The 20,291-nt window shown below is 72.7% G+C and carries 16 protein-coding genes; 7 read left to right on the forward strand and 9 right to left on the reverse strand.

Annotated features, from left to right (window positions below; all coding sequences use genetic code 11):
- Positions 1–27: 27 nt before the first annotated feature.
- The 3 genes from WME75_RS33910 to WME75_RS33920 all read right to left on the reverse strand — a co-directional run bounded on the left by WME75_RS33910 (position 28) and on the right by WME75_RS33920 (position 3,737).
- Positions 28–1,275: a serine hydrolase domain-containing protein gene (locus tag WME75_RS33910; RefSeq protein WP_437479511.1), complete on the reverse strand. Its 1,248-nt coding sequence runs from the start codon at positions 1,273–1,275 to the stop codon at positions 28–30.
- Positions 1,276–1,760: 485 nt separating this feature from the next.
- The gene (locus WME75_RS33915; protein WP_437479514.1) at positions 1,761–2,309 is read right to left on the reverse strand and encodes an NUDIX hydrolase; all 549 of its coding nucleotides are present in this window, start codon (positions 2,307–2,309) and stop codon (positions 1,761–1,763) included.
- A 12-nt stretch (positions 2,310–2,321) separates the two neighbouring features.
- Positions 2,322–3,737 (reverse strand): YcbK family protein, encoded by a 1,416-nt coding sequence (locus tag WME75_RS33920; protein WP_437479517.1) that lies wholly within the window; start codon positions 3,735–3,737, stop codon positions 2,322–2,324.
- A 765-nt stretch (positions 3,738–4,502) separates the two neighbouring features.
- Between WME75_RS33920 and WME75_RS33925 the strand changes: the two genes are divergently transcribed.
- The 4 genes from WME75_RS33925 to WME75_RS33940 all read left to right on the forward strand — a co-directional run bounded on the left by WME75_RS33925 (position 4,503) and on the right by WME75_RS33940 (position 7,219).
- Positions 4,503–5,252, forward strand: a complete 750-nt coding sequence (locus tag WME75_RS33925) for a hypothetical protein (protein ID WP_437479519.1) — start codon at positions 4,503–4,505, stop codon at positions 5,250–5,252.
- Positions 5,249–5,713, forward strand: a complete 465-nt coding sequence (locus WME75_RS33930) for a hypothetical protein (RefSeq protein WP_437479521.1) — start codon at positions 5,249–5,251, stop codon at positions 5,711–5,713. The genes WME75_RS33925 and WME75_RS33930 overlap by 4 nt, the downstream gene beginning before the upstream one ends.
- A 2-nt stretch (positions 5,714–5,715) precedes the next feature.
- A complete protein-coding gene (gene dtd, locus WME75_RS33935) occupies positions 5,716–6,165 on the forward strand; it encodes a D-aminoacyl-tRNA deacylase (RefSeq protein WP_437479524.1) in 450 nt (149 codons plus the stop codon).
- A gap of 73 nt (positions 6,166–6,238) precedes the next feature.
- Entirely contained in the window at positions 6,239–7,219 is a 981-nt protein-coding gene (locus WME75_RS33940) for a ketopantoate reductase family protein (RefSeq protein ID WP_437479526.1), read from the forward strand.
- Between the two features lie 24 nt (positions 7,220–7,243).
- Here WME75_RS33940 and pdxA read toward each other — a convergent pair whose 3' ends face one another.
- The 3 genes from pdxA to WME75_RS33955 all read right to left on the reverse strand — a co-directional run bounded on the left by pdxA (position 7,244) and on the right by WME75_RS33955 (position 10,856).
- A complete protein-coding gene (pdxA, locus tag WME75_RS33945; RefSeq protein WP_437479529.1) occupies positions 7,244–8,353 on the reverse strand; it encodes a 4-hydroxythreonine-4-phosphate dehydrogenase PdxA in 1,110 nt (369 codons plus the stop codon).
- The gene (locus WME75_RS33950; protein WP_437479532.1) at positions 8,350–9,303 is read right to left on the reverse strand and encodes a winged helix-turn-helix domain-containing protein; all 954 of its coding nucleotides are present in this window, start codon (positions 9,301–9,303) and stop codon (positions 8,350–8,352) included. The genes pdxA and WME75_RS33950 overlap by 4 nt, the downstream gene beginning before the upstream one ends.
- 107 nt (positions 9,304–9,410) lie before the next feature.
- On the reverse strand, positions 9,411–10,856 hold the full coding sequence (locus tag WME75_RS33955; RefSeq protein WP_437479534.1) for a TldD/PmbA family protein: 1,446 nt from the start codon (positions 10,854–10,856) through the stop codon (positions 9,411–9,413).
- Positions 10,857–11,390: 534 nt separating this feature from the next.
- Here WME75_RS33955 and WME75_RS33960 point away from each other — a divergent pair.
- Together WME75_RS33960 and WME75_RS33965 are read left to right on the forward strand one after the other, a co-directional pair.
- The gene (locus WME75_RS33960) at positions 11,391–14,165 is read left to right on the forward strand and encodes a tetratricopeptide repeat protein (protein ID WP_437479536.1); all 2,775 of its coding nucleotides are present in this window, start codon (positions 11,391–11,393) and stop codon (positions 14,163–14,165) included.
- A gap of 94 nt (positions 14,166–14,259) precedes the next feature.
- On the forward strand, positions 14,260–15,081 hold the full coding sequence (locus WME75_RS33965) for a hypothetical protein (protein WP_437479539.1): 822 nt from the start codon (positions 14,260–14,262) through the stop codon (positions 15,079–15,081).
- Here the strand turns inward: WME75_RS33965 and WME75_RS33970 are convergent.
- Positions 15,069–16,055 carry a uroporphyrinogen-III synthase gene (locus WME75_RS33970; RefSeq protein ID WP_437479542.1) on the reverse strand — a complete coding sequence of 329 codons (987 nt, stop codon included), beginning with the start codon at positions 16,053–16,055 and terminating at the stop codon, positions 15,069–15,071. The genes WME75_RS33965 and WME75_RS33970 overlap by 13 nt on opposite strands.
- A gap of 69 nt (positions 16,056–16,124) precedes the next feature.
- Between WME75_RS33970 and WME75_RS33975 the strand changes: the two genes are divergently transcribed.
- Positions 16,125–16,430 carry a hypothetical protein gene (locus WME75_RS33975; RefSeq protein WP_437479544.1) on the forward strand — a complete coding sequence of 102 codons (306 nt, stop codon included), beginning with the start codon at positions 16,125–16,127 and terminating at the stop codon, positions 16,428–16,430.
- Positions 16,431–16,456: 26 nt separating this feature from the next.
- Here the strand turns inward: WME75_RS33975 and WME75_RS33980 are convergent, their stop codons facing one another.
- Both WME75_RS33980 and WME75_RS33985 read right to left on the reverse strand, forming a co-directional pair.
- A complete protein-coding gene (locus WME75_RS33980) occupies positions 16,457–17,011 on the reverse strand; it encodes a TerB family tellurite resistance protein (RefSeq protein WP_437479547.1) in 555 nt (184 codons plus the stop codon).
- 91 nt (positions 17,012–17,102) lie between these two features.
- Positions 17,103–20,255, reverse strand: coding sequence for an MXAN_5808 family serine peptidase (locus WME75_RS33985; protein WP_437479550.1), 3,153 nt, complete (start codon positions 20,253–20,255; stop codon positions 17,103–17,105).
- Positions 20,256–20,291: the final 36 nt, after the last annotated feature.

Consider the following 20,291-nt stretch of genomic DNA (forward strand, 5'->3'; position numbering starts at 1 on the left):
AGGCCCGTTCCCGGCGGACCGCTCGGCTCAGGGGGTCGCGAGGACGCGCGACAGGTCGTCGACGACCCGGCCGACGTCAGCTCCCTCGAGGTTGACGAGCACGGTGATAGAAGCATCGCTGTCGATCGCGTAATAGGACGACGACGTGAATCCCCAGATACCGCCGTCGTGTCCGTGCTGGACGCCGAGCGGGGATTCGCGGCGGGACAGCCCGAGGCCGTACCCGTTGACCTGGCCGGGCGGCGTGTCGACCCAGGTGGTCATCTCCGCGAGCTCGTCGGGGCCGAGCAGCGTGCCGTCGAGCAGCTTGCGGTAGAAGCGCGCGAGATCGCTCGAGGTCGAGACCAGCGCGCCCGCCGCGCCGGCCGCGGACGCGTGGAGCGCGGAGGTCATCTCGACGAGCTCCCCGCGGCTTCGCCCGTAGCCGTGCACGAGGCCGGGGAGGGCCGCCTCGGCGCCGTCGAGGTAGGAATGCGCGAGCCCCGCCGGCTCGAGGACGCGGGTGCGGAGCAGCTCGCCGATGGGCTCTCCCGAGGCCGCTTCGACGAGCAGGCCGGCGATGATGTAGTTCGTGTTGGAGTAGGCGAAGCCCTGCCCCGGCTCGAAATACGGCGGCTTCGACGCGGCGAGCTCGATGAGCTCCGCGGGCGTCCACGTGTGCGTCGGATCCTCGAGCGCCGCGGTCCAGAACTCGTCCATCCCGGTGTAGTTGAAGATACCGCTCGTGTGGTTCAGGATCTGTCGCACGGAGATCTGCTCGCCGCGGGGAATGCCGTCCACGTACGTGGAGACCGAGTCCTCGAGCGACAGCAGGCCTTCCGCGCGGAGCATCAGCGCCAGCGTGGCGACGAAGGATTTCGTGATGCTCCCTGCGCGGAAGAGATCTCCGGGCTGGATGGCCACGTCGGCCTCCGCGTCCGCCACCCCCGCGGCGCCGAGCCAGCTGCACCCGCCGATGGCCACGGCGGCGGCCGCGCCGGGGAGCCTCTGGGCCTCCACGGCCGCGTCGAGCGCTCCCTGAAGCTCGGCCGAGAGGGTGTCGCACGCCGCGTCCGGCGCGCCGTCTACGTCCGGCGCGCCCCCGGGTTCAGCGCCGCCTGCGCCCCCGGGTTCAGCGCCGCCTGCGCCGGCGCTCCCGACTCCGTCGCTCCCGTCGCCGTCGTCGTGTGATTCGGTCACCCCGTCGAGCGGTGTGGCCGAGGAGCTGCTGCACCCCGTGAGCAGGACGACGCCGGCGCAAGCAAAGAATGCTATTCGCCGAAGAACACGGCTCATCGATAGATCTCCAGATTCCCCCCACGAGGACCACTGCTGCGCTCCGCCGCGTTGCTCCCGAGAGGCTCTCAGGGCTGCCCCGCGAAGGGCGCGCATCAAGACGCGAGAGATCCGAGCGTGTCAACCAGCGCGCACGGCGGGAGTGCTCTCGCCTACACGATTGCCAGTCAAATCAGCCGTGCTCGGCGCTGGCGAAGTAGGCCGTGCTACTTCGGCATGCGACCCAAGGAGCCAAGTTGGGTCCTCCGCTCAGCGCCGGAGCGCCCATTGGCACGGAGAGGCAGACGCTCGTCGGCAAGCTCATCGTGAAGTTGCAGCTCATCCCGACGGACGGTTGGTTCAACGACCGGGCCACGACCTTCCGGCAGGTCTTCGGCGTCAAGGCCCAGCTCAAGCTCGGCCTCACCACGGCCAAACGCGCGTCGACCGGAGCGGTTCCCATCGCCGCCGAACGGCACCGGCTGACCGCCTTGCAGGCGCCGCGGTCAGCGCGGGGCCGAGGTCGCGGCAGCGAGCGCGCGCAGCAGGGTGACCACGGCGATCACGTGGCTGATCCGGCCGTCCTGCATCGCTGCCGTCACCTCGTCAGCGCTCATCACGACCGCCTCGGTGCTCTCGTGCTCGTCGCCCAAGGGCTCGCCGACCCGCCGCGCGCCGCGCGCCAGGTAAAGGAAGCAGCGATTCGCCTGAAGCGCCGGATTCGGGTGCACCCACCCGAGCGCCTCGAGCGACCCCGCGGCATATCCTGTCTCTTCCAGGAGCTCGCGCGGCGCCGCGGCCGCCGGCTCCTCCCCGGGATCGACGATGCCGCCGGCGGTCTCGATGGTCACCGCGTCGAGCCCGTGCCGGTGCTGCCGCACCAGGACGAACTCCCCAGCATCGGTGATCGCGGCCACCGAGATCCAGTCGGCGAGCTCCAGCGTGAAGACGGGGTATGGCGCGCCCGCGGCCACGACCTCATGGCGATGCACCGCCAGCGGACCGAACGTACCGGCGACCGCCGAGGCGTGCCGGCGAGGGATCGTGATGCCCATTGCGCCTTCCTACTACAGCGCGCCGCCCGCCGCCTTCTCCGGCACAGCGCCCGCCGCCTTCTCCGCCGCGCCGCCCGCCGCCTTCTCCGCCGCGCCGCCCGCCACCTTCTCCGCCGCGCCGCCCGCCGCTTTCCCCGGCACCGCGCCCGCCGCCTTCTCCGCCGCGCCGCTCGCCGCCTTCTCCGGCACAGCGCTCGCCGCCCTCTCCAGCACGGCGCTCTCGACCGCCGCCGGCGCCGCGCTCGCCACCTTCTCCGGCGCGGCCGCGGGCTTCTCGCGCTCCGGCGCGGCCGCGGGCTTCTCGCGGCGCTCCCGCCGGAGCACCTCCTCCGCATCCTCGCCGGACACCCCTCCCGTCGCCGCCCGCACGTCGTCCTGCGGCGGCGGCCACGCGGCGACGTAGCGGGGCACCTCGCCGGGCCCGGACGCGTCGATCCACGACACGCTCCCCGTCCCGGGAGCGCGCACGTCGATGTGCACGAACGAGCTGTTCGGATAGTACCCGCAGCCCGTGTCCACGAGCCCCCGGCAGGCTGCCGCGAGCTCGTCGTTGCGCACCCCCGCGATGCGCAGATCGAGCGCCCGCCCCGTCTGGTGCAGGCTGCCCTGGCTCTGCGGCCGGTACCCGCTCACGAGCGACACGAGCCGGCCCGGATACCGCCGCGCGAGCGCGTCGATGCGCGAGAGCAGCCCGGGGTCGAGCAGCCGCACGCCGGGCGCGATCTCCCCCACCTGCACCCCGCTTGCCTTGCTCGCCTTGCCCCCGGCGGCCCCCGGCTTCTTGCCGCCCGCCGACTGCCGCTTGCGGCTGGACGCCTCCGGCTTCCGCGCAGGCGCGCGCTCGCCCTCCAGGATCGGCCGCGGCGTGCCCCACGGGCGCGCGAGCAAGGAGAGGGCGCGCCGGGCCTCCTCGCGCGGCTTCCCCTTGCAGTCGACGAGCTCGAGGCGCTCCGGCTCGATCCCGCTCCGATCCATCGAGAGCACCGGCCCATGGCACGGCTTCGGAGGAGCCTCCCTGTCCAACCCCTTCTTCGCCCCGCGACGCTTGCTCTCGGCCGTCCGCGCCGCCCGCTTCTTCTTCTCCTTCTTCTTGACCGCCTTCGCCGCGCCCCCCTCCTTCGCAGCGGCGCTCTCGGCCGCCTGCGGCGCCTTCGCGCGGCCGCGGACCTTCCGGCTCCCCGCTCCGCTCGTCTTCTCGTCACCGGTCGCCACGGAGGCGGTCTTCCCCCGGCCGCGGATCGGCCTCTCCCGCGTCTCCGCCCGCTGCGCGCGCTCCGCGCCCGGCGGTGAGGCGGGAGAAGCCGGCGCACGATCGCGACGGTCCCGCTTGCCCGTCTTCTCCTCGGTCTTCTCGGTCTTCTCGGCCGCATGCGCCCTGGGCAGCGGCTCCGCGCACAGCCGCCCCGCCGGGACGGCCGGCACCGCCATGCTCACAAGCACCGCCAGCGCGGCAGCGCGAGCACGCCTCAGACGCGCTCGCGGCTCCGCGCTGCGCACAGCCCCGCCTGCGTCCCGCGGCGCCGGGCCTGCACTGCTCACGGATCGAAGGCTCATCATGGAAAGCTCCAGTCGGGTCGGGTGCGAGTGGCATCCACCACGGATCGGATCTCCCGGGCACGGCGTCGCCGCCCGCCCGCAGGATGTGGGGTTGGGAAAGGCAGTCGGCGGTCCGCTTCTTGAATCAACCTGGGACGAGGTCAGCGGCCTCGACATAGCGTCTCCGAGACGCCCCTCGCGGAAGCTCAGAAGGGAAGCTCGAAAGGGTCGAGGAGCCCTGAGGACACGAATGTCATGAAGTGCGGAGGCCAGCCCAATTTTCTGCGGCGCTGACCAAAGGCTGTGGTAGGAACCAGCTGCCTCGCGACTGCGGTCGGGTCGTGAGCGCGGTTCCGGGGTGCATGGGGGCACAGCCCCTCGTCACCAGGTCCGCGGCCGGGTATCGCCCGGCGCGCTACGCACTGCGACGGGACCCTGCCTTCACGATCAGCGCGTCCAGCGTGATACGCGCGGAGACAGGTGTCGCGCCCCTTGCGGAACACGTCCGGGCCGTCGCGAATCGCGGGGGAAGCCCGGTCAACCACGCACCAGCCTCATTCACCACACCATCAATGCAAGCGGGGCGCCACACGCGGGACGCGGAAGCCGAACCCGGTGGCGCGTCCATGATCGCTCCGAGGTCAGCAGGGGCACGACATGCGCCGAATTCGTAGAGACGCAACCAAGGTCTGGCACAATCCCGAGCTCCACACCGCCTATGGCCCTGGCCAGCCCAACAGCGCAGGGCTACCTCGCCCAACGCAGAGCGGCGAGGACCGGCGGGCAGCGAAGCAACACCGCGCCGCGCTCGAGGCGCTCTTCACGCCGCGCAAGGAGCCGGAGGTCGACGACGGCAAGGGCGGGCGGGTCAAGTCCGGGCGCGACGGGGCGTCCAAGGCGCCCGGGCGCATCGTCCTCGCGCCGCCTCCGCAGAGCGACCCGAAGGCCATCGAGCGCCAGCGGCTCCTGTCGAAGCTGCTCTGCGCGTCGGGCCGACCCAACATCTCCAAGGCCGCGAGCGATTTCCTCCGCGCCGGCCACACCTTCCCCGCCGAGCAGGACGTGTACCTGCAGCTGCTCGAGCACAGCGACGAGCAGCGCATCCAGCACGCGATCGACGAGCTCTCGGGCATCCTCGTCGGCGAGCTGCCGAAGCGGCGCGCCGTGCTCGAGTCGCGGCTCCGGCGCATCGAGGAGTTCGCCGAGGAGCCCGCGACGCGCGAGGCCGCCGAGCGCCTGCGCCGCCAGGTGAGCGGCAGGCTTGAGGCCCCGGCCGCGGGCTCCGCTGAGCCGATCTCCCAGGCGCGGCCGTCGAGCCCCCAGGCCGCCCCGCCCTGCGCGGCGGACGGCGCGGCCCAGCGCGGCGAGGACGGCGCCCTCTCCGAGGCGAGCGTCGAGGCGGAATGACGCGCGCGGAATTCGAGGCCGAGCTCCGCAAGCTGATCCAGGCGTTCGAGACGGGCACGGACAACGAGCGCTGCGTCGCGTGCGTCGCGTGCGAGCGCTGCGTCGACTGCACGTTCTGCCGCAACGCGAAGGCGCTGCAGAGGTGCCACTACTGCGTCGACTCCCAGCGCTGCTCGGACAGCACGCACTGCCGCGGCTGCCGCGATCTCATCGCGTGCAGCCACTGCGTCGCGTCCGAGCGGTGCACGCAGTCGTCGTACCTCGTGCGCTCGGTCGACTGCACCGGCTGCACCTACTGCTTCGGCTGCGTGGGGCTCGCGCGCAAGGACTTCCACATCCTCAACCAGCCGTACGATCGCGGCACGTACTTCAAGCTCACGGCGAAGCTGATGCGCGAGCTCGGGCTCAGCGCGGGCGGCGGGGCGGAGCCCGCTCCCGCGCCGCGCGCGGCGCAGCGCTAGCGATGCGCGCGGTCGTGCAGCGCGCGCTCGCCGCGCGGGTCGAGGTCGAAGGCCAGGTGGTCGGCGCGATCGAGCGCGGCCTCGTGGCCTTCGTCGGCGCCGCGAAGGACGACGACGAGGCCGACGCCGACCACATCGCCAACAAGATCGCGGGCCTCCGGGTGTTCAGCGACGAGGCCGGCAAGATGTCGCGGGCGCTCGCGGACGTGCGCGGCGGCGTGCTCGCGATCAGCCAGTTCACGCTCTTCGGCGACGTCCGGCGCGGCCTCCGGCCGAGCTTCGACGGCGCCATGGAGCCCGTGCGCGCCGAGGCGCTGTACGAGCGCTTCGTCGCCGCCCTGCGGGCGCGCGGCCTCGAGGTGGCCACGGGCCGCTTCCGCGCCGACATGCGCGTGTTCGTCGAGAACGACGGGCCGGTCACCGTCCTCATCGACTCGAAGCGGACGTTCTGACGCGGTCCGCCGCGCCCGGCAGCGACCGCCGCCCCCCTTCCCTCTCGGTGTCCCGCGGGCTACGTGGGACGCCATGCGGATCAGCATCGTGGGTGCGGGCGCGCTCGGGCGGGTCTACGGCGTGCGCCTCGCCGCCCAGGGAGACGACGTCACGTTCGTGGTCCGGCCCGAGCGCGTCGCGGACGTGCGGCCGTTCGTCATCGAGCAGGTCAACAGCGCCGATCGACGCGACACGCTGGAGCGCCCGCGCCTCGCGGCCGACATCCCGGCCGACGCGGAGGTCGTCCTGATCACCGTGCGCTTCGATCAGCTCGCTCCCGGCCCCGGTGTCGGCGGCGCCGCGGGGGGCAGGACGGTCGCAGACCTCCTCCGCGGCGGACCGGCCGCCCCCGTCGTCGTGCTCACGCCGCTCCTGCCCCCGCAGCGCGCGGGCCTGGAGGAGGCCGCCCTGCGCCGCATCACCCCCGCGATGCCGAGCGTCTCGGGCTACCTCGACGAGCGCGGCGTGGTCCGCTACTGGCTCGTCGGGTTCGCGTCGACGCTCATCGACGAAGAGGGAGGCGCCCCCGCCGAGCAACCGCTGCTCGAGGAGCTCGCGCGCCGCCTCACGAGCGCCGATCTCCCGGCGCGGCTCGAGCCGGACGTGGGCGCGCAGAACGCCGCCACGACGACCGCGTTCTTCCCGCTGATCGCCGCCATCGACGCGGGCGGCGGCACGAGCGCTCTCCTCGAGAACGAGGGCGTGCTCGGCACCGCGCTCGAGGCCACCAGGGAGTGCGTGGCGCTCGCGGACCGCGTGGGCAGAGTGGCCCCCTGGACGAAGCTCCTCACCCGGGCGCTCGGACCGTTCACGCTGAAACCTGGTGTCGCGCTCGCGCGCCTTGTGGTCCCCGAGGCGCTGCGGTTCCTCGACGCCCACTTCGGCCCGAAGCTCCATGCGCAGCACCTCGCGATGGGCGCCGCCGTGCTCGCGATGGGCCGCGAGCACGGCGTGAGCCTGCCGGCGCTCGAGCGGCTGATGACCCTGATCGAGGGCCGCGCCGGAGCGCGCTGATCCGCCCCCGGGAGCGCCGGCGCGTCAGCGCGCCGACGCGAGCTGCGCCGCGAGCGCGATCGCCTCGCGCATGCCGCGCGGGTCGGCGCGCCCTGTGCCCGCGAGATCGTACGCCGTGCCGTGGTCGACGCTCGTGCGCACGATCGGCAGGCCGAGCGTGACGTTCACCGCCTCGCCGAAGCCGAGGAGCTTGCTCGGGATCGTGGCCTGGTCGTGGTACATCGCGACGACCCCGTCGAGCGCGCCCCGCGCCGCGAGCCGGAACGCCGTCTCCGCGCCGAGGGGCCCGCTCAGCTCCGCCGCCGGACCCGAGCGCGCGAGCCGCCGCGCCGCGAGGCGGATGCCCGGCGCGATCCGCAGCTTCTCCTCGTCGCCGAGGAGCCCGCCCTCGCCGGCGTGCGGGTTCAGCGCGGCGACGGCCACGCGCGGCCTCTCGCGGCCGAGGTCGGCGAGCAGCCGCGCGAGCCACACCGCGGCGCGCGCCACCTCGCGCGGGCTCACCGCCTCGGGCACGTCGCGCAGCGGCATGTGGGTCGTCACGAGGGCGGTCACGAGCTTGCCCGAGGCGAAGGCCATCGTGACCTCGCGCGCGCGGAGCCGCCGGCCGAGGTGCTCGGTGTGTCCGAGGAAATCCGCGGACCCCGGCGCGCCGCTCGTGGCGATCGCGTGCTTCGACGCGGGCCCCGTGACCAGCGCCGCCGCGACCCCCTCGCGGACAAGATCCGTCGCCGCGTCGATCCACGCGAGCTGCGCCGCGCCGTCCTCGGCCTCGGGTCGGCCGAAAGCGCTCGGCCGCGAGAGCCGCGCGCTGCCCGCCCAGAGCCCGATCGCGCCGGGCGCGAGCTGCTCGACGGCGGCGCGCCCATCGACCACGACGAGCCGGCGGGCCGCGACCCGGACGAGCCGCGCGGCGCGCCGGAGGACCGCCTCGTCGCCGACGAGCACGCAGCGTACGCCCTCGACGGACGCCGCGCCGGCCACGGCGACCTCGGGGCCCACGCCGCTGGGGCACCCGACGCTGATCGCGACGATCGGCGGCGCGGCGCTACGCGAACGACCGCCGCTGCGCCCCGCGCCGCCGCGCCCCGCGCCGGCGGCCGTTCGCGCGGCGCCGCGGCGGTCCGGCGGCGTCATCGGGTGATGCGCCGCTCGCGCCCGGGGGTCGCGGCGTCGTGCGCCGACGGTCCCGACCGCCGCTCTCCTTGCGCGGGCTCCTCGGCCTCGCCTTCGCCCTCGTCCTCGTCGCCCTCGTCCGCGTCGCCCTGGTCGTCGCCGTCCTCGTCGTCGTCGGCCTCGTCGTCGTCGCGCGGCTCCTCGCCGTGGGCCTCCGCGCCGGCGCCGCCTCGCTGCTGCGCCCGGCTCGCGTCGCTGCCCTCGGGCCCCCCGGAGCCGGGGAGCGGCGATTCGAGCCGGTACCCGGCCCCGCGCAGCGTGACGAGCGGCAGCGCCGAGCCGAGCTTCGCCCGGAGGCGCCTCACGTGGATGTCGACGGTCCGCGCGCCGCCCTCGTACTGGCTGCCCCAGACGCGCCGGAGCAGCTCTGTCCGCGACACGACCTTCCCGCGGCGCTCGCACACGTACGAGAGCAGCGCGAACTCCTTCGCGGTGAGCGGCACGTGCATGCCGCCGACCGACACGTCGTGGGCCGCGCGGTCGATGACGATCGCGCCCACCTTCACCCGCTCCTCGGTCGCGAACTCGCTGCGGCGCCACTCGACGAGGCGCACGCGCGCGTAGAGCTCGGCCGGCACGTACGGCACGAGCAGGAAGTCGTCGAAGCCGCTGGACGGCTCGATCCGCGCGATCTGCGCGACGCTCACCGCGACAAGCGCGCCGACCTCCTCGAGGCGGGGCTCGCGGCGCAGCGCGCGCAGCGCTGCCGCGGCCAGATCCGGCCGATCGAGCGCCTCGACGACGATCGCCCGCGCCTTGCTCTCATCGTCGTGGAAGAGCCGCGGTGGATCGTCCCAGAGGTCCAGGGTCCGAACGTCAGCGCCCAGCGAGCGTAAGACCGATGCAGCGCCCTCCTCTCGTTCCAGGTCAGGTCCGTGTCCGACGATGGCTATGAACGAACGACGCGCCATGTACGCCCCGTATACGGGTGTCACGACGGGCCCGCAAGACGCACCGCGCTAAACCCACCCACACCGGCACGGCGCCCACCGTCCCCCCGGCGTTCCAGCCTTGAGAATCAGCCGATCCGCGTTCCGCCGACCGTGATGAGATCGATCTTGATTGTGGGGCACCCAACACCCACCGGAACGCTCTGTCCGTCCTTGCCGCACGTCCAGATGCCGTCGGAGGTGGCGACGTCGTGGCCGAGCATGGTGACGCGCCGGAGCACCTCGGGGCCGTTGCCGATGAGGTTCACGCCCTTCAGCGGCGCGGTCAGCTTCCCGTCCTCGATGAGGTAGCTCTCGGTCAGCGAGAAGACGAAGTCGCCGTTCGAGATGTCGACCTGGCCGCCGCCGAACTTCTTCGCGAAGACGCCGCGCTTCACCGACTTCACGATCTCCTCGGGATCATGGGGGCCGGCGAGCAGGATGGTGTTGGTCATGCGGGGCATCGGCGCGGAGGCGAAGCTCTCGCGCCGCCCGTTGCCGGTCGGCGTGAGCCCGTAGTGCCGAGCCGAGAGCCGGTCGTGCATGTACCCGACGAGCTTGCCGTTCTCGATGAGCGTGCTGCGCTCGGGCTCGTGGCCCTCGTCGTCCATGTTGATCGTGCCGCGCGACTGGAGGAGGGTCGCGTCGTCCACCACCGTGCAGAGCGGGCTCGCGACGTCCTTGCCGACCTGTCCGGCGTAGTTGCTGGTCCCCTTGCGGTTGAAGTCGGCCTCGAGCCCGTGCCCGACGGCCTCGTGCAGCAGGATGCCGCTGTCGCCCGGGGCGAGCACGACGTTCATCTCGCCGGCGGGCGCCTCGCGCGCATCGAGCATCGCGACCGCCTGCCGCGCCGCCTCCCTGGCGTGCCACTCCGGCGACCTGTCCTCGAAGTAGGCCGTCGTCATGCGCCCGCCGCCGCCGCTCGAGCCTTCCTGACGCTTGCCGCTGCGCTCGGCGATCGCCCGCACGCCGAAGCGGATGAGCGGCTGGACGTCGTGCGACATCCGCCCGTCGCTCGTGGCCACGAGGACCTCGCGCACCTCCTCGACGAAGCTGGCCTCCGCCTTGATGATGCTGGGATCGTAGGCGAGCGCCGCGGCGCTCGCGCGCTCGAGCAGGGCGCGCTTCGCGAGCCCGGGGGCGTCGAGCGAGATGCTGGGCAGCTCGTAGCGGCTCGGCAGCTCGCGGCGCCGGAGCTCGATCTTCTCCGTCCCGCCGGAGCCCGTCGCGATCTGCGCCGCCGTCTCGGCCGCGCGCCGCATCGCGTCCCAGGTGAGGTCCTCGGTGTAGGCGTACCCGGTCGCGTCTCCCCGCTGGACGCGGACGCCGACCCCCATCGACACCCCGCGCGACGCCGCCTTGAGGATGCCCTCGTCGAAGGTGAACCCGCCCGCCGCCCGGTACTCGAAGAAGAGGTCGGCGTAATCGCCCCCCTTGGACAGGGCGACCGAGAGGAGCCGCTCGCAAAGCGCGGCGTCGACTGCATTTTCCTCTCCGGGAGCGAACGGGGCACGGTAGGCCTGGCTGCGCGACATGGTGCCCAACTCTAGGTCCATTCGCCGGGGCGGTCGAGAAGCGGCAGCGCTCCGGGGCGCCATCCCGCCCGCCGCTCGGCCCGGCGCGGGCAGCGCGGCGAGCGGCGACCGCCAGCGCGCCTGCGGAGATGTATGCAGAAATGTGCAAGAACGCCGCTCGACTGCTATGCTTCCAGTCGTCCTCGCGTCGATGGCGGCGGTCGCCGCCTTCTCCGCGATCTCCGCGAATCCCCGGCTGATCAGCGCGCTTCTACGTTGTAGGGCGCGCTCTTCAACGCGCCTCGACCGGACCGCCCAGCGTCCGACCGGGGCGGGGGCTCGCGGCGGCCGCCCCCGCGGTCGCCGCGTCCCCGGGCGAGCCCGCGGGGAGCGCACGCTGCAAACAAGCACCTTGGCGGTAGCTTCGGAACTTCCGATGCCGCGCGCTTGTACGTGGTGGCGGGATTGGCTAGGTGTTTTTAGATGGTGAGGCGAGGGATGCCGGCGGGCGCCCGAGCCACGCCTCGCTGTCCTCAGTAGGAGATTCCCATCGCCGTGGCGGTCGATCGCGACAAGGTGCTCCAGACCGCGCAGAAGCTTGTCGAGCGGAAGCGCTTCGACAGGGCGATCGTCGAGTACCAGAAGCTGGTCGCGGAGGATCCGAAGGACGTCCGGACGCTGCTCAAGATCGGCGACCTCTACCTGAAGACGGAGGAGTACGTCGAGGCGATCACCACCTACGAGCGCGTCGGCCAGTTCTACTCCCTTCAGGGCTTCGCGCTCAAAGCGATCGCCGTTTACAAGCAGATCCGCGAGATCATCCACAAGCACGTCCCGCAGTACGAGGACCGCTTCGGCCACATCGTCCCGCGCCTCGCCGAGATCTACACGCACCTCGGGCTCACGAGCGACGCGCTCGCCGCCTACGACGAGGTGGCGACGCGCCTCCTCCGCGCGGGGCGCGACCGCGACGCGATCGACATCTTCAAGCGGGTCGTCGACCTCGACCCGAACAACCCGCTTGCCTATCTCCGCCTCGCCGAGGCGCTGATCCGGGTCCGCGACTACGACGGCGCGATCCAGCGCTTCGGGACGGCGGCGGAGCTCCTGCTCAAGCTCGGCCGGTACGACGACGCGCTCAAGGTGGTCGAGCGCCTGCTGCAGCACCGCCCGGACGCCCGCTTCGCCCGCATGGCCGCCGAGATCTACCTCGACCGCGGCGACCCGAGCGACGGGATGTCGGCCCTCACCAAGCTGCAGATCGCGTTCAAGGAGAACCCGCGGGACCTGGAGACGCTCGCGCTCCTCGCCCGCGCCTTCGACCTGCTCGGGCAGCCGGCCAAGGCGATCGAGGTGCAGAAGGAGTCGGCGCGCATCGCCAAGGAGGCCGGGCGGGTCGACCACTTCACCGCCCTCATCTCCGCCCTGGTGGCGCGCGCCCCGAACGACGAGGGTGTGCGCCAGCTCGCCGCCCAGCTCGTGCCCTCCTCGAGGAGCACGCGCGCGTCGATCGACGTCGAGATCGACGAGGACGACGAGGCGGAGGAGCTCGAGGTCGAGGACGCCGAGCCCTCGTCCGCGGCGCCGATCCCGCTGCGCGCGTCGCAGCCGTCGACGACCCCGGTCGCGAGCCCGCGGCAGCTCGTCGCGCACGCCGAGAGCCTCCGGCGCGACCGCCAGTACGACAAGGCGGTCGCCCTCCTCAAGGGCGGCATCGCCCGGCTGCCGTCCGCGCGCGAGCTGCGCGAGAAGCTCTGCGACGTCCTCATCGAGGCGGGCGACCAGGACGGCGCCATCGAGCAGATGCTCGCGTTCGCGCAGCAGCTGTCCGGCGAGGGCGCCGTCGACGACGCCGCGCGGCTCCTCGACGAGGTGCTGCTCCTCGATCCCGGCCACGCCCAGGCCACGGAGATGCTCAACCTCCTCGGCTACGCCGTGCCGCAGGACGACGAGCTCGCCGACGAGGAGCACACCGGGCCGGAGGTCTCGCCGATGTCCGGCGAGAACGACGCGTACGCGTCCGAGGTGCCGAGCCAGGATCTCTACGATCCCGACGCGCCGCTGCCCGCGTACACCCTCGACGAGGACGGCGTCGTCGAGGCGCTCCCCCGGCGACCGCAGCTCGTCACGCACCTCGACGATCCGTTCGCGAACGAGCCGCCGCTGCCGAGCTTCCCGATCGACGACGTCGAGGAGGTCGAGGAGGTCGAGGACGTCGAGGACGCCGAGCCGCTCGATGAGCTGGACGACGTCGACGACGAGGAGGAGACGGCGTCGGTCAGCCCGAGCCGTTCGCCCGAGCACCCCCTGGCGGTCGCCGCCTCGCAGGCGCCGCCGCCGCCCTCCTCGATGCCGCCGCCCCCCGTGCTCGCCGCGCCGCCGGCCCTGTACAGCCCGGCGTCGGCCCGGCCGGGGTCGGTCCGGCCGGCGTCGGGGCGCTCCGTGCCGCCGGGGTCCCTGCGGCGCGCCGACGCGCTCGACGAGGACGCCCTCGAGGAGGTCGAGTTCTTCGCGCAGCACGGGATGTTCGAGGAGGCGCGGAACATCCTCGAGGAGCAGCTCGCGCGGCTGCCGAACCACCCGCTCCTGATGGAGCGGCTGCGCGAGGTCACCGACCTGGCGTCGGATGCGCGCGTGGCGCGCGCGGCGACCGACAACGAGAGCGGCACGCGGGTCGTCCCGCGCGGCAGCGAGCGGCCGGACGAGGACCGCGCGTTCGACATCGCCGAGTCGCTCAAGCTGATCGACGAGCTCGAGGTCGCGCCGGGCTCGGTGACAGGCGTCCAGGACGATCCTCGGCAGGTCAGCGTCGAGAGCGTCTTCGAGCAGTTCAAGGCCGGCGTCGCGGCGCAGATCTCCGAGTCCGACGCGTCGACGCACTACGATCTCGGGGTCGCGTACAAGGAGATGGGCCTCTACGCGGACGCCATCGCCGAGTTCGAGCTCGCCGCCCGCGACCCCGGGCGCGAGTGCGTCTGCCAGTCGATGATCGGCGTCACCTACCTGCAGATGGGCAACATCGAGGGGGGCGTCGACGCGCTCATCCGGGGGCTGCACGCCTCGCACAAGACGGTCGAGCAGGAGCTCGCGCTGACGTACGAGATCGCGAACGCCTACGAGGTGCGCGGCATCCCCGAGCAGGCGCACTACTACTTCCAGCGCGTCGCCCGGATGAGCCCGAGCTACAGCGACCCGCGCGGCAGCGTCGCGGAGCGGCTGCGCCGCATCGACGTCCCGAAGCCGGCCGCACGCGCGGTCGGCGCCGAGATGATCGCGGACGAGTTCGACGCCGCCTTCGACGATCTCCTCCCGAGCGGCAAGCTGCCCTGAGCACCGCCGGCGCGCCGCCTCGCACGAGGCCCGGCGCGTCCATGGAAATGCCAGAAATTGGGCCGTGGCCAGCGCCCTCCTGTACCGGAGGTGCATGAACCGACCGCTGCTCTTCGCCGTCCTCACCTCGGTCCTGGCCGCCGGCTGCGGCGCCGGGATCGGAACGAACGCTCGAGCTGACCGCCCCCAGGGCGCCTCCGCCAAGGCAGCGGCCCAGGCGCAGCGCGAGGTCCCGCAGCGCGCGAAGGGCTCGACCGAGGCGAGCGGCCCGGTCGCGGACGAGACGGCCCCCGCGCGCGCGCCCGGCGATTACGTGGCCCACCGGTTCTCGGGCAGCTTCAGGAAGACGCCGCTGCTCCTCACGCAGCGGGTCGTCGCGCGCGAGGGGGACGTCCTCGTTGTTGACGTGACCCTCGAGGACGGCAAGGAGACCGAGGCGCTGCGCGTCCGCATGAGCGACGCGCCCAGCCGGCGCGGCGAGATCCTCAGCGCGGCGTGGGTCGACGACGGCGCCGAGCGGCCCGCGACCCTCTCGGTCTACGACGCGATGATGGCCAAGACCGCGCTCGCCGCCGACGAGAACGAGGAAGTGCTCGGCAGCGAGGCGGTGAACGTCGAGGTCGGCGGCGCCTCCATCGCGTGCCAGAAGACCAGCTTCCGCGTGCGCATCGGCAGGACGAAGGCGACGATGCGCACGCTCCAGAGCGACGACTTCGCCTGGGGCGACGTGGGCGGCGAGATCACCTCCGAGGACGGGCGCGTGCTCTACCGCGCCGAGCTGATCGACCGGGGGCACGCGCATCAGCCCGCGTCCGCCGCGGCCGCCGGCGCGGAGCCCGGCCTCGCGCCGCGGCCGGCGACGGTGGCGCGGTCCGCCGACGAGAGCGACGGCGAGTACGACGACTACGAAGACTGAGCCGGCAGGGGCGCGTCGCCCTGGTTCCCCTTGCGGTCGAGGATCTCGCCCGAGCGCACGGCCGCGGCCTTGACCAGGTGACCCATCTTCGGGTGCTCGGGCTCGAAGTCGGGCTCGATCCCCTCGGCGCGCAGCGCCTCCGAACAGACCGGCCCGATCGACGCCACCACGCCCCGCGCGAGCCCGGCGCGCAGCCGCTCGACGAGCCCCTCCTCGGCCGCCACGAGGAGCGCGTGCTCGACCTGCGCGCGGCTCGTGAAGAGCGTGATCGCCGCGCCGCCGTCGGCCAGGAGACGGAGCGCCTGCCGGAGCGGCGCGGTGTCCTCCGGGAGCGCCCAGCGGTACACGGGCACCGGCGTGACCCGGGCGCCGGCCGCCTCGAGCCCGGCGTAGAGCTCGTGGCTCGGCGCGCCGTGCTCCTGGACAGCGATGCGCTTTCCGCTGAGGTCGCCGAGCCCGCGGACGACCTCGATGATCTCTCGCCAGGTGTTCGGCTCCGGGACGGTGATGAAGCGGCTCACGCCCAGCTCGCGCAGCGCCGCGGCCGGCTTGGGGCCGCGCACGACGAGCTGCACGGAAGAGAGCGCCGCCGTCATGAGGGATACGCCCTGGGCGCCTGCGCCCCCGTCGCCATCGGGCGCCGCGCCGTCGGGCGCCGCGCCGCCGCCCTGGCCCGGCTCCAGCGCGGGGGCCGCCTCGGCCACGAGCGCCCGGGTCCCGGCGCCGGTCATCAGGATCACGAGGTCGAACTCGGCGGCCGCGAGGCGCCGCGCGAAGTCGAGCGCGCGCTCGTTCCGCTCGATGGGCACCTCGCGGAGCGTCGGCGCCGTGACGGGGACACCGCCATTCCGCTGGATCAACGAGGCCATCTCGGCGGCGCGGCGGCTCTCGAAGGTGATGACGCGGCGCCCGGCGAAATCAGGCGACACGGGACGGGGAGGACGGTCGTTCAGGGGGTGCGTGGGCGTGCTCACCCGGGCAGCATAGCCCGGGTACGGCGCTGGCGGGTTTCGGCCCGTTGACCAGTTTGCTAAGCTCCCCCTGTGAGCCATCCGATGAGCAACGAGGCTGGCGGGGTCCAGGGGAGCGGGCTCTCGCGTGCGACTTCGGAGAACAACGCCGGCCCCGATCCCGTCATCGGCGCGGGCATCGCGCTGCTCGGCATCTTCCTGATGGGGGTGGGCGGCGCGCAGGGCGCGCACTACCTCTTCAACTTCGGCGTGCTCGTGGCGGTGCTCGGGGCCGTCCTGTTCGTCCTCTTCGTGACGCTCACGGCGCTGAAGCAGCGCCGGGCGAGCCGCGCATCGAGCCCTGAGGCCGGCGCAGAGCAGCGCGACGCGCGCGACTGATCAGCCGAGCGGCGCCGCGGCTCTGCTCACGCCGGGGTCTCGTCGCCGGGCTCGCCGCGATCATCCGCCGGGGCCGTGGAGCCGGCCTGACCGCCGGTCTCGCTGGCGAGGTCCGGCTCGATGTCGGCGAGCGAGACGCCGAGCTCCTCGGCGATGCGCTCGATCTCGGCCCGCTCGGCCGGCGTGGGCGCGCCGTCCGCTGCCGCGAGCCGGATCAGGAGGCGCACGACCTCGACCCGTTCGCTCGCGTTGCAGAGCGCCTTGAGCTCGCGGTAGCAGCGGTCGACCTCGCCCTCCTGGAGCGCGGGCAGCTTGCCCTGGAGGGCGTTGAACACCGCCTCGACCCCGCTCGGCGCGAGCCCGTCGATGTGCGTGAGCAGCTCGCGGAGCAGCTCGTCTTCCTTGTCGGAGAACCGGCCGTCGACGCAGGCGACCTTGCCGAGCAGGACGATGACGGTCGCGATGTAGCGGAGGACCACCGCTTCGTCGTCCGGGAGCGCCGTGCGGAGCTCCTGCAGGAGGGCGTCGAGGTTCGGAAATGAACCCCCCTGCTTAAGGCCGAGCCAGGCGAGGAGTCCCACGGGGAGAGGCTACCAGATCCTCGCCGGGCAGGGCAGCCCGGCGGAGCACCGCCCTCGACGACCGTCATCCATCCCCTTCATGCCGGGCGCCTTAGTCCTCGCCCCCGCGCTCCGCAATCCAGTCGTCCACCGGATTGTCGGACTTCGGGGTCTTCAGGATCGAGCCATCAGGCCCGTCCTTGCGCACCACAAGCGTGCGCCGCGTGGTGGTGTCGGGCGTCTCGCGCGCGACCACGGTGATGACGTTCACCCCCGGCCGGAGCGGCGCCTCGAACGAGAACTCGGTCCTCTTCGGGTCCGCGCCGTCGCGGTTCGACTTGTAATAGAGCTTCCGCGACCCGACGAAGATGAAGGCGTCGAGGAGCCGCTCGCTGTCCGACGCCGTCCCCGTGATCTTCACGGTGCCAGCGGTCGTCGCCAGCGCCGCCGCGGCGATGTCGAGCGTCGGCGGCGCGTGCGAGTAGACGTCCTCGAACGCGATCGCCACGGGCGCCGGCCCGCCGCCCGCGCCCACCTCCCGCGCCGCGACGAACGCGAAGCGGCCCGCGCCGAGATCGACCTTGAGGAACCCACCCGGCGCCTCGCCGAGCACCTTGACCAGGGCGCCCGCCTGGAGCCGGCCGAAGCCGCGCGCGCTCGCCTCCGGCGACGGGAGCAGCGCCGCCCCCTGCGCGCCGACCTTCACGGTGGAGCCGCCGCCCGTGAGCTGGACGCGCGGAGAGATCGGGATCTTCACCTTCTCGCTGGCGAACTCGCGGAGATCGCGATCGCCGACTGAGAGCGTGAGGGTCGCCTCGGGCTCCGACAGCTGCGGCTCGACGTCGAAGCTGAAGACCACCTTGCGCACGTCGCCCGGCTTGATGTTCGAGACGTCGAAGCGCCCGGCGTGCAGCAGGAGCCCGTCGCCGGAGAGGTTCGCGATGTTCGCCTGCGTCTCGTACGACGGCCCCTTGCCGACGTTCTTGACGGTCAGGTACATGCTGACCCGCTCACCCTTCTGGATGAGCCCGTCGCCGTTGCCCTCGCGGTCGTCGGCGATCTGGTAGGCATACTGGAAGAGCGGCCGGTCGAGCGCGCGCACCGTGGGCCGGATCTCGACGGCGGACGGCTCCGGCGCGCCGGAGATCTCGAACTTCACCTTGAGCCCGTCGCTCCGCGAGAGGGCGTCCATCGGGATCTTGCAGGCGCGCTTCTCGTTCGCCTTCCTCGGCTTCGTCGAGCCGACCTTCCGCCCCTCGACCTCGCACCAGCCGAGCGGCGTCTTCGCGGTCTTCGTCTGGCCGGGGCCGATCTTGCCGAAGATGAGCTCCTTGCTGTCGAAGTACAGGTTGTCGCTCTCCGTCGTCCCGCGCAGGCGATAGACCGGCTGCTTGCCGTTGTTCTTGACCGTGACCCGGAGCTCCATCGGCTGGCCCGCGGTCACCTCGGCGTTCGGGCGATCGGTCTCGACCTTCACGTCGAGCTCGGACTTGGCCGCCGGGGTGGCGGCGGCGCCCTCGGGCGCGTCGGACCAGTCGACGCCGAGCCTCGCCAGCTCGGACGCGACCTTGCCGAGCTCCTCCTTGCCGACCTGCTCGATGTAGTCGTGCACCGCCCGGAGCTGCTGGATCCTCGGGGTGGTGGGCGGCATCCGCGCGGCGAGCTCCCGCGCGAAGCGGATCGGGAAGTCGAGGGCGAAGTCCTCGTCGATGTCGCCCCCGCGATCGCGCATCGCCTCGCGCTCGGCGCTCGTGAGCTGGTAGCGGACGACCTCGGACGGCTTGCCCGCCGCCGCCGCGCGCGCGTTCGAGAGGTGCGCCGAGAGGTCGCGCTCCCGGAGCCCGTCTTTCTGCACGGTGAGATCCATCTCGAGCTCGTCGACCGTCATCGGATCGAGCTCGATGTCCGGCGTGACGCCGACGCCCTGGATCGAGATGTCGCCCGGCGTCAGGTACTGCGCGATCGTCAGCTTGAGGGCCGCCTTCTCCGCCGTGACGTCGGGGAAGACGAGCTGCACGCTGCCCTTGCCGAACGTCTGCGAGCCCACGATGACGGCGCGGTCGTTGTTCTTCAGCGCGCCCGCCACGATCTCGCTCGCGCTCGCGCTGTTGCCGCTCACGAGCACCACCATCGGGTACGGCGGCTCCGTGCCGGGGCCCTTGGCGCGCTTCTCCTCGCGCCCCTCGGAGGCGCCGACCGTCGAGACGATGACGCCGTCGGCGAGGAACTTGTCGGCGATGCGCGCGGCCTGATCGAGCAGGCCGCCCGGGTTGCCGCGCAGGTCGAGCACGAGCCCCTTCAGCTGGCCCTTGGCGCGCAGCCCGTCGAGCGCCGCGTCGAGCTCGGCGGTCGAGGTCGCCTGGAACGTCTTGAGCCGGACGTAGGCGACGCCGCCGTCCAGCGCGCGCGACTCGACGGACCGGACCTTGATCACCTCGCGGGTCAGCTCGAACGCCTTCGAGCCCTGCCACCCGCCTTCGCCCTCGCGCGTCACCCACACGGTGACCGCGGTGCCGGGGTCGCCGCGGAGCCTCCGCACGGCGTCGTCGAGCGGCATGTTGAGCGTCGACTCGTTGTTGATCTTCACGATCCGATCGAGCCGCTTGAGGCCCGCCCTGCCCGCGGGCGTGTCGGGCATCGGGTTCAGGACGGTGAGCATCTGGTCGCGGATCGAGATCACGACGCCGAGCCCGCCGAACGCGCCCGACGTGGAGAGGTTCATCTCCTTGTACGCCTCGGGGCTCAGGAACGACGAGTGCGGGTCGAGCGTGTGCAGCATGCCGTTGCACGCGGCGTACTCGACGTCGCGCAGATCGACCTCCGTGCCCTTGAGGTTCTTCTGCAGGAAGCCGAAGACCTCGCGGAGGCGCGCGGAGACGTCCCAGGGGCCCTGGATGTTGTCGATCCGGAACTTCTTCTCGCTGGTCTCGACGCGGACGGTGACCTCGTTCGGATCCTCGTTGAGGACGATCACCTGCGCGACGTCGCGCTGCACGGCGTTCAGCGCCGACAGCAGCATCTCCTTCGGCTTGACGCGATCCGGCTCGACGTACTTGTCCCGGATCATCTTGAGCGTCTCGTTCACGGCCTCGAGGCGGGTGAGGTCGTACGGCGCCTTGGCCACCTGCCCGGTGACCGCGAGCGCCGGCTCGAACCCACGCCAGAGCCCTCCGGGGCCGAACTGAAGAACGAAGTACGCTGCCAGCGGGAACGCGGCGGAGACAACGAGCGCCTTGAGGATGCGCTCCAGGAGTCGGTGAGGCATACGGCGATCGAGTATAGACGCGCGCCGGCGAGCGTC

The sequence above is a fragment of the Sorangium sp. So ce1014 genome (assembly GCF_051521505.1).
Classification (GTDB): Bacteria; Myxococcota_A; Polyangia; order Polyangiales; family Polyangiaceae; genus Sorangium.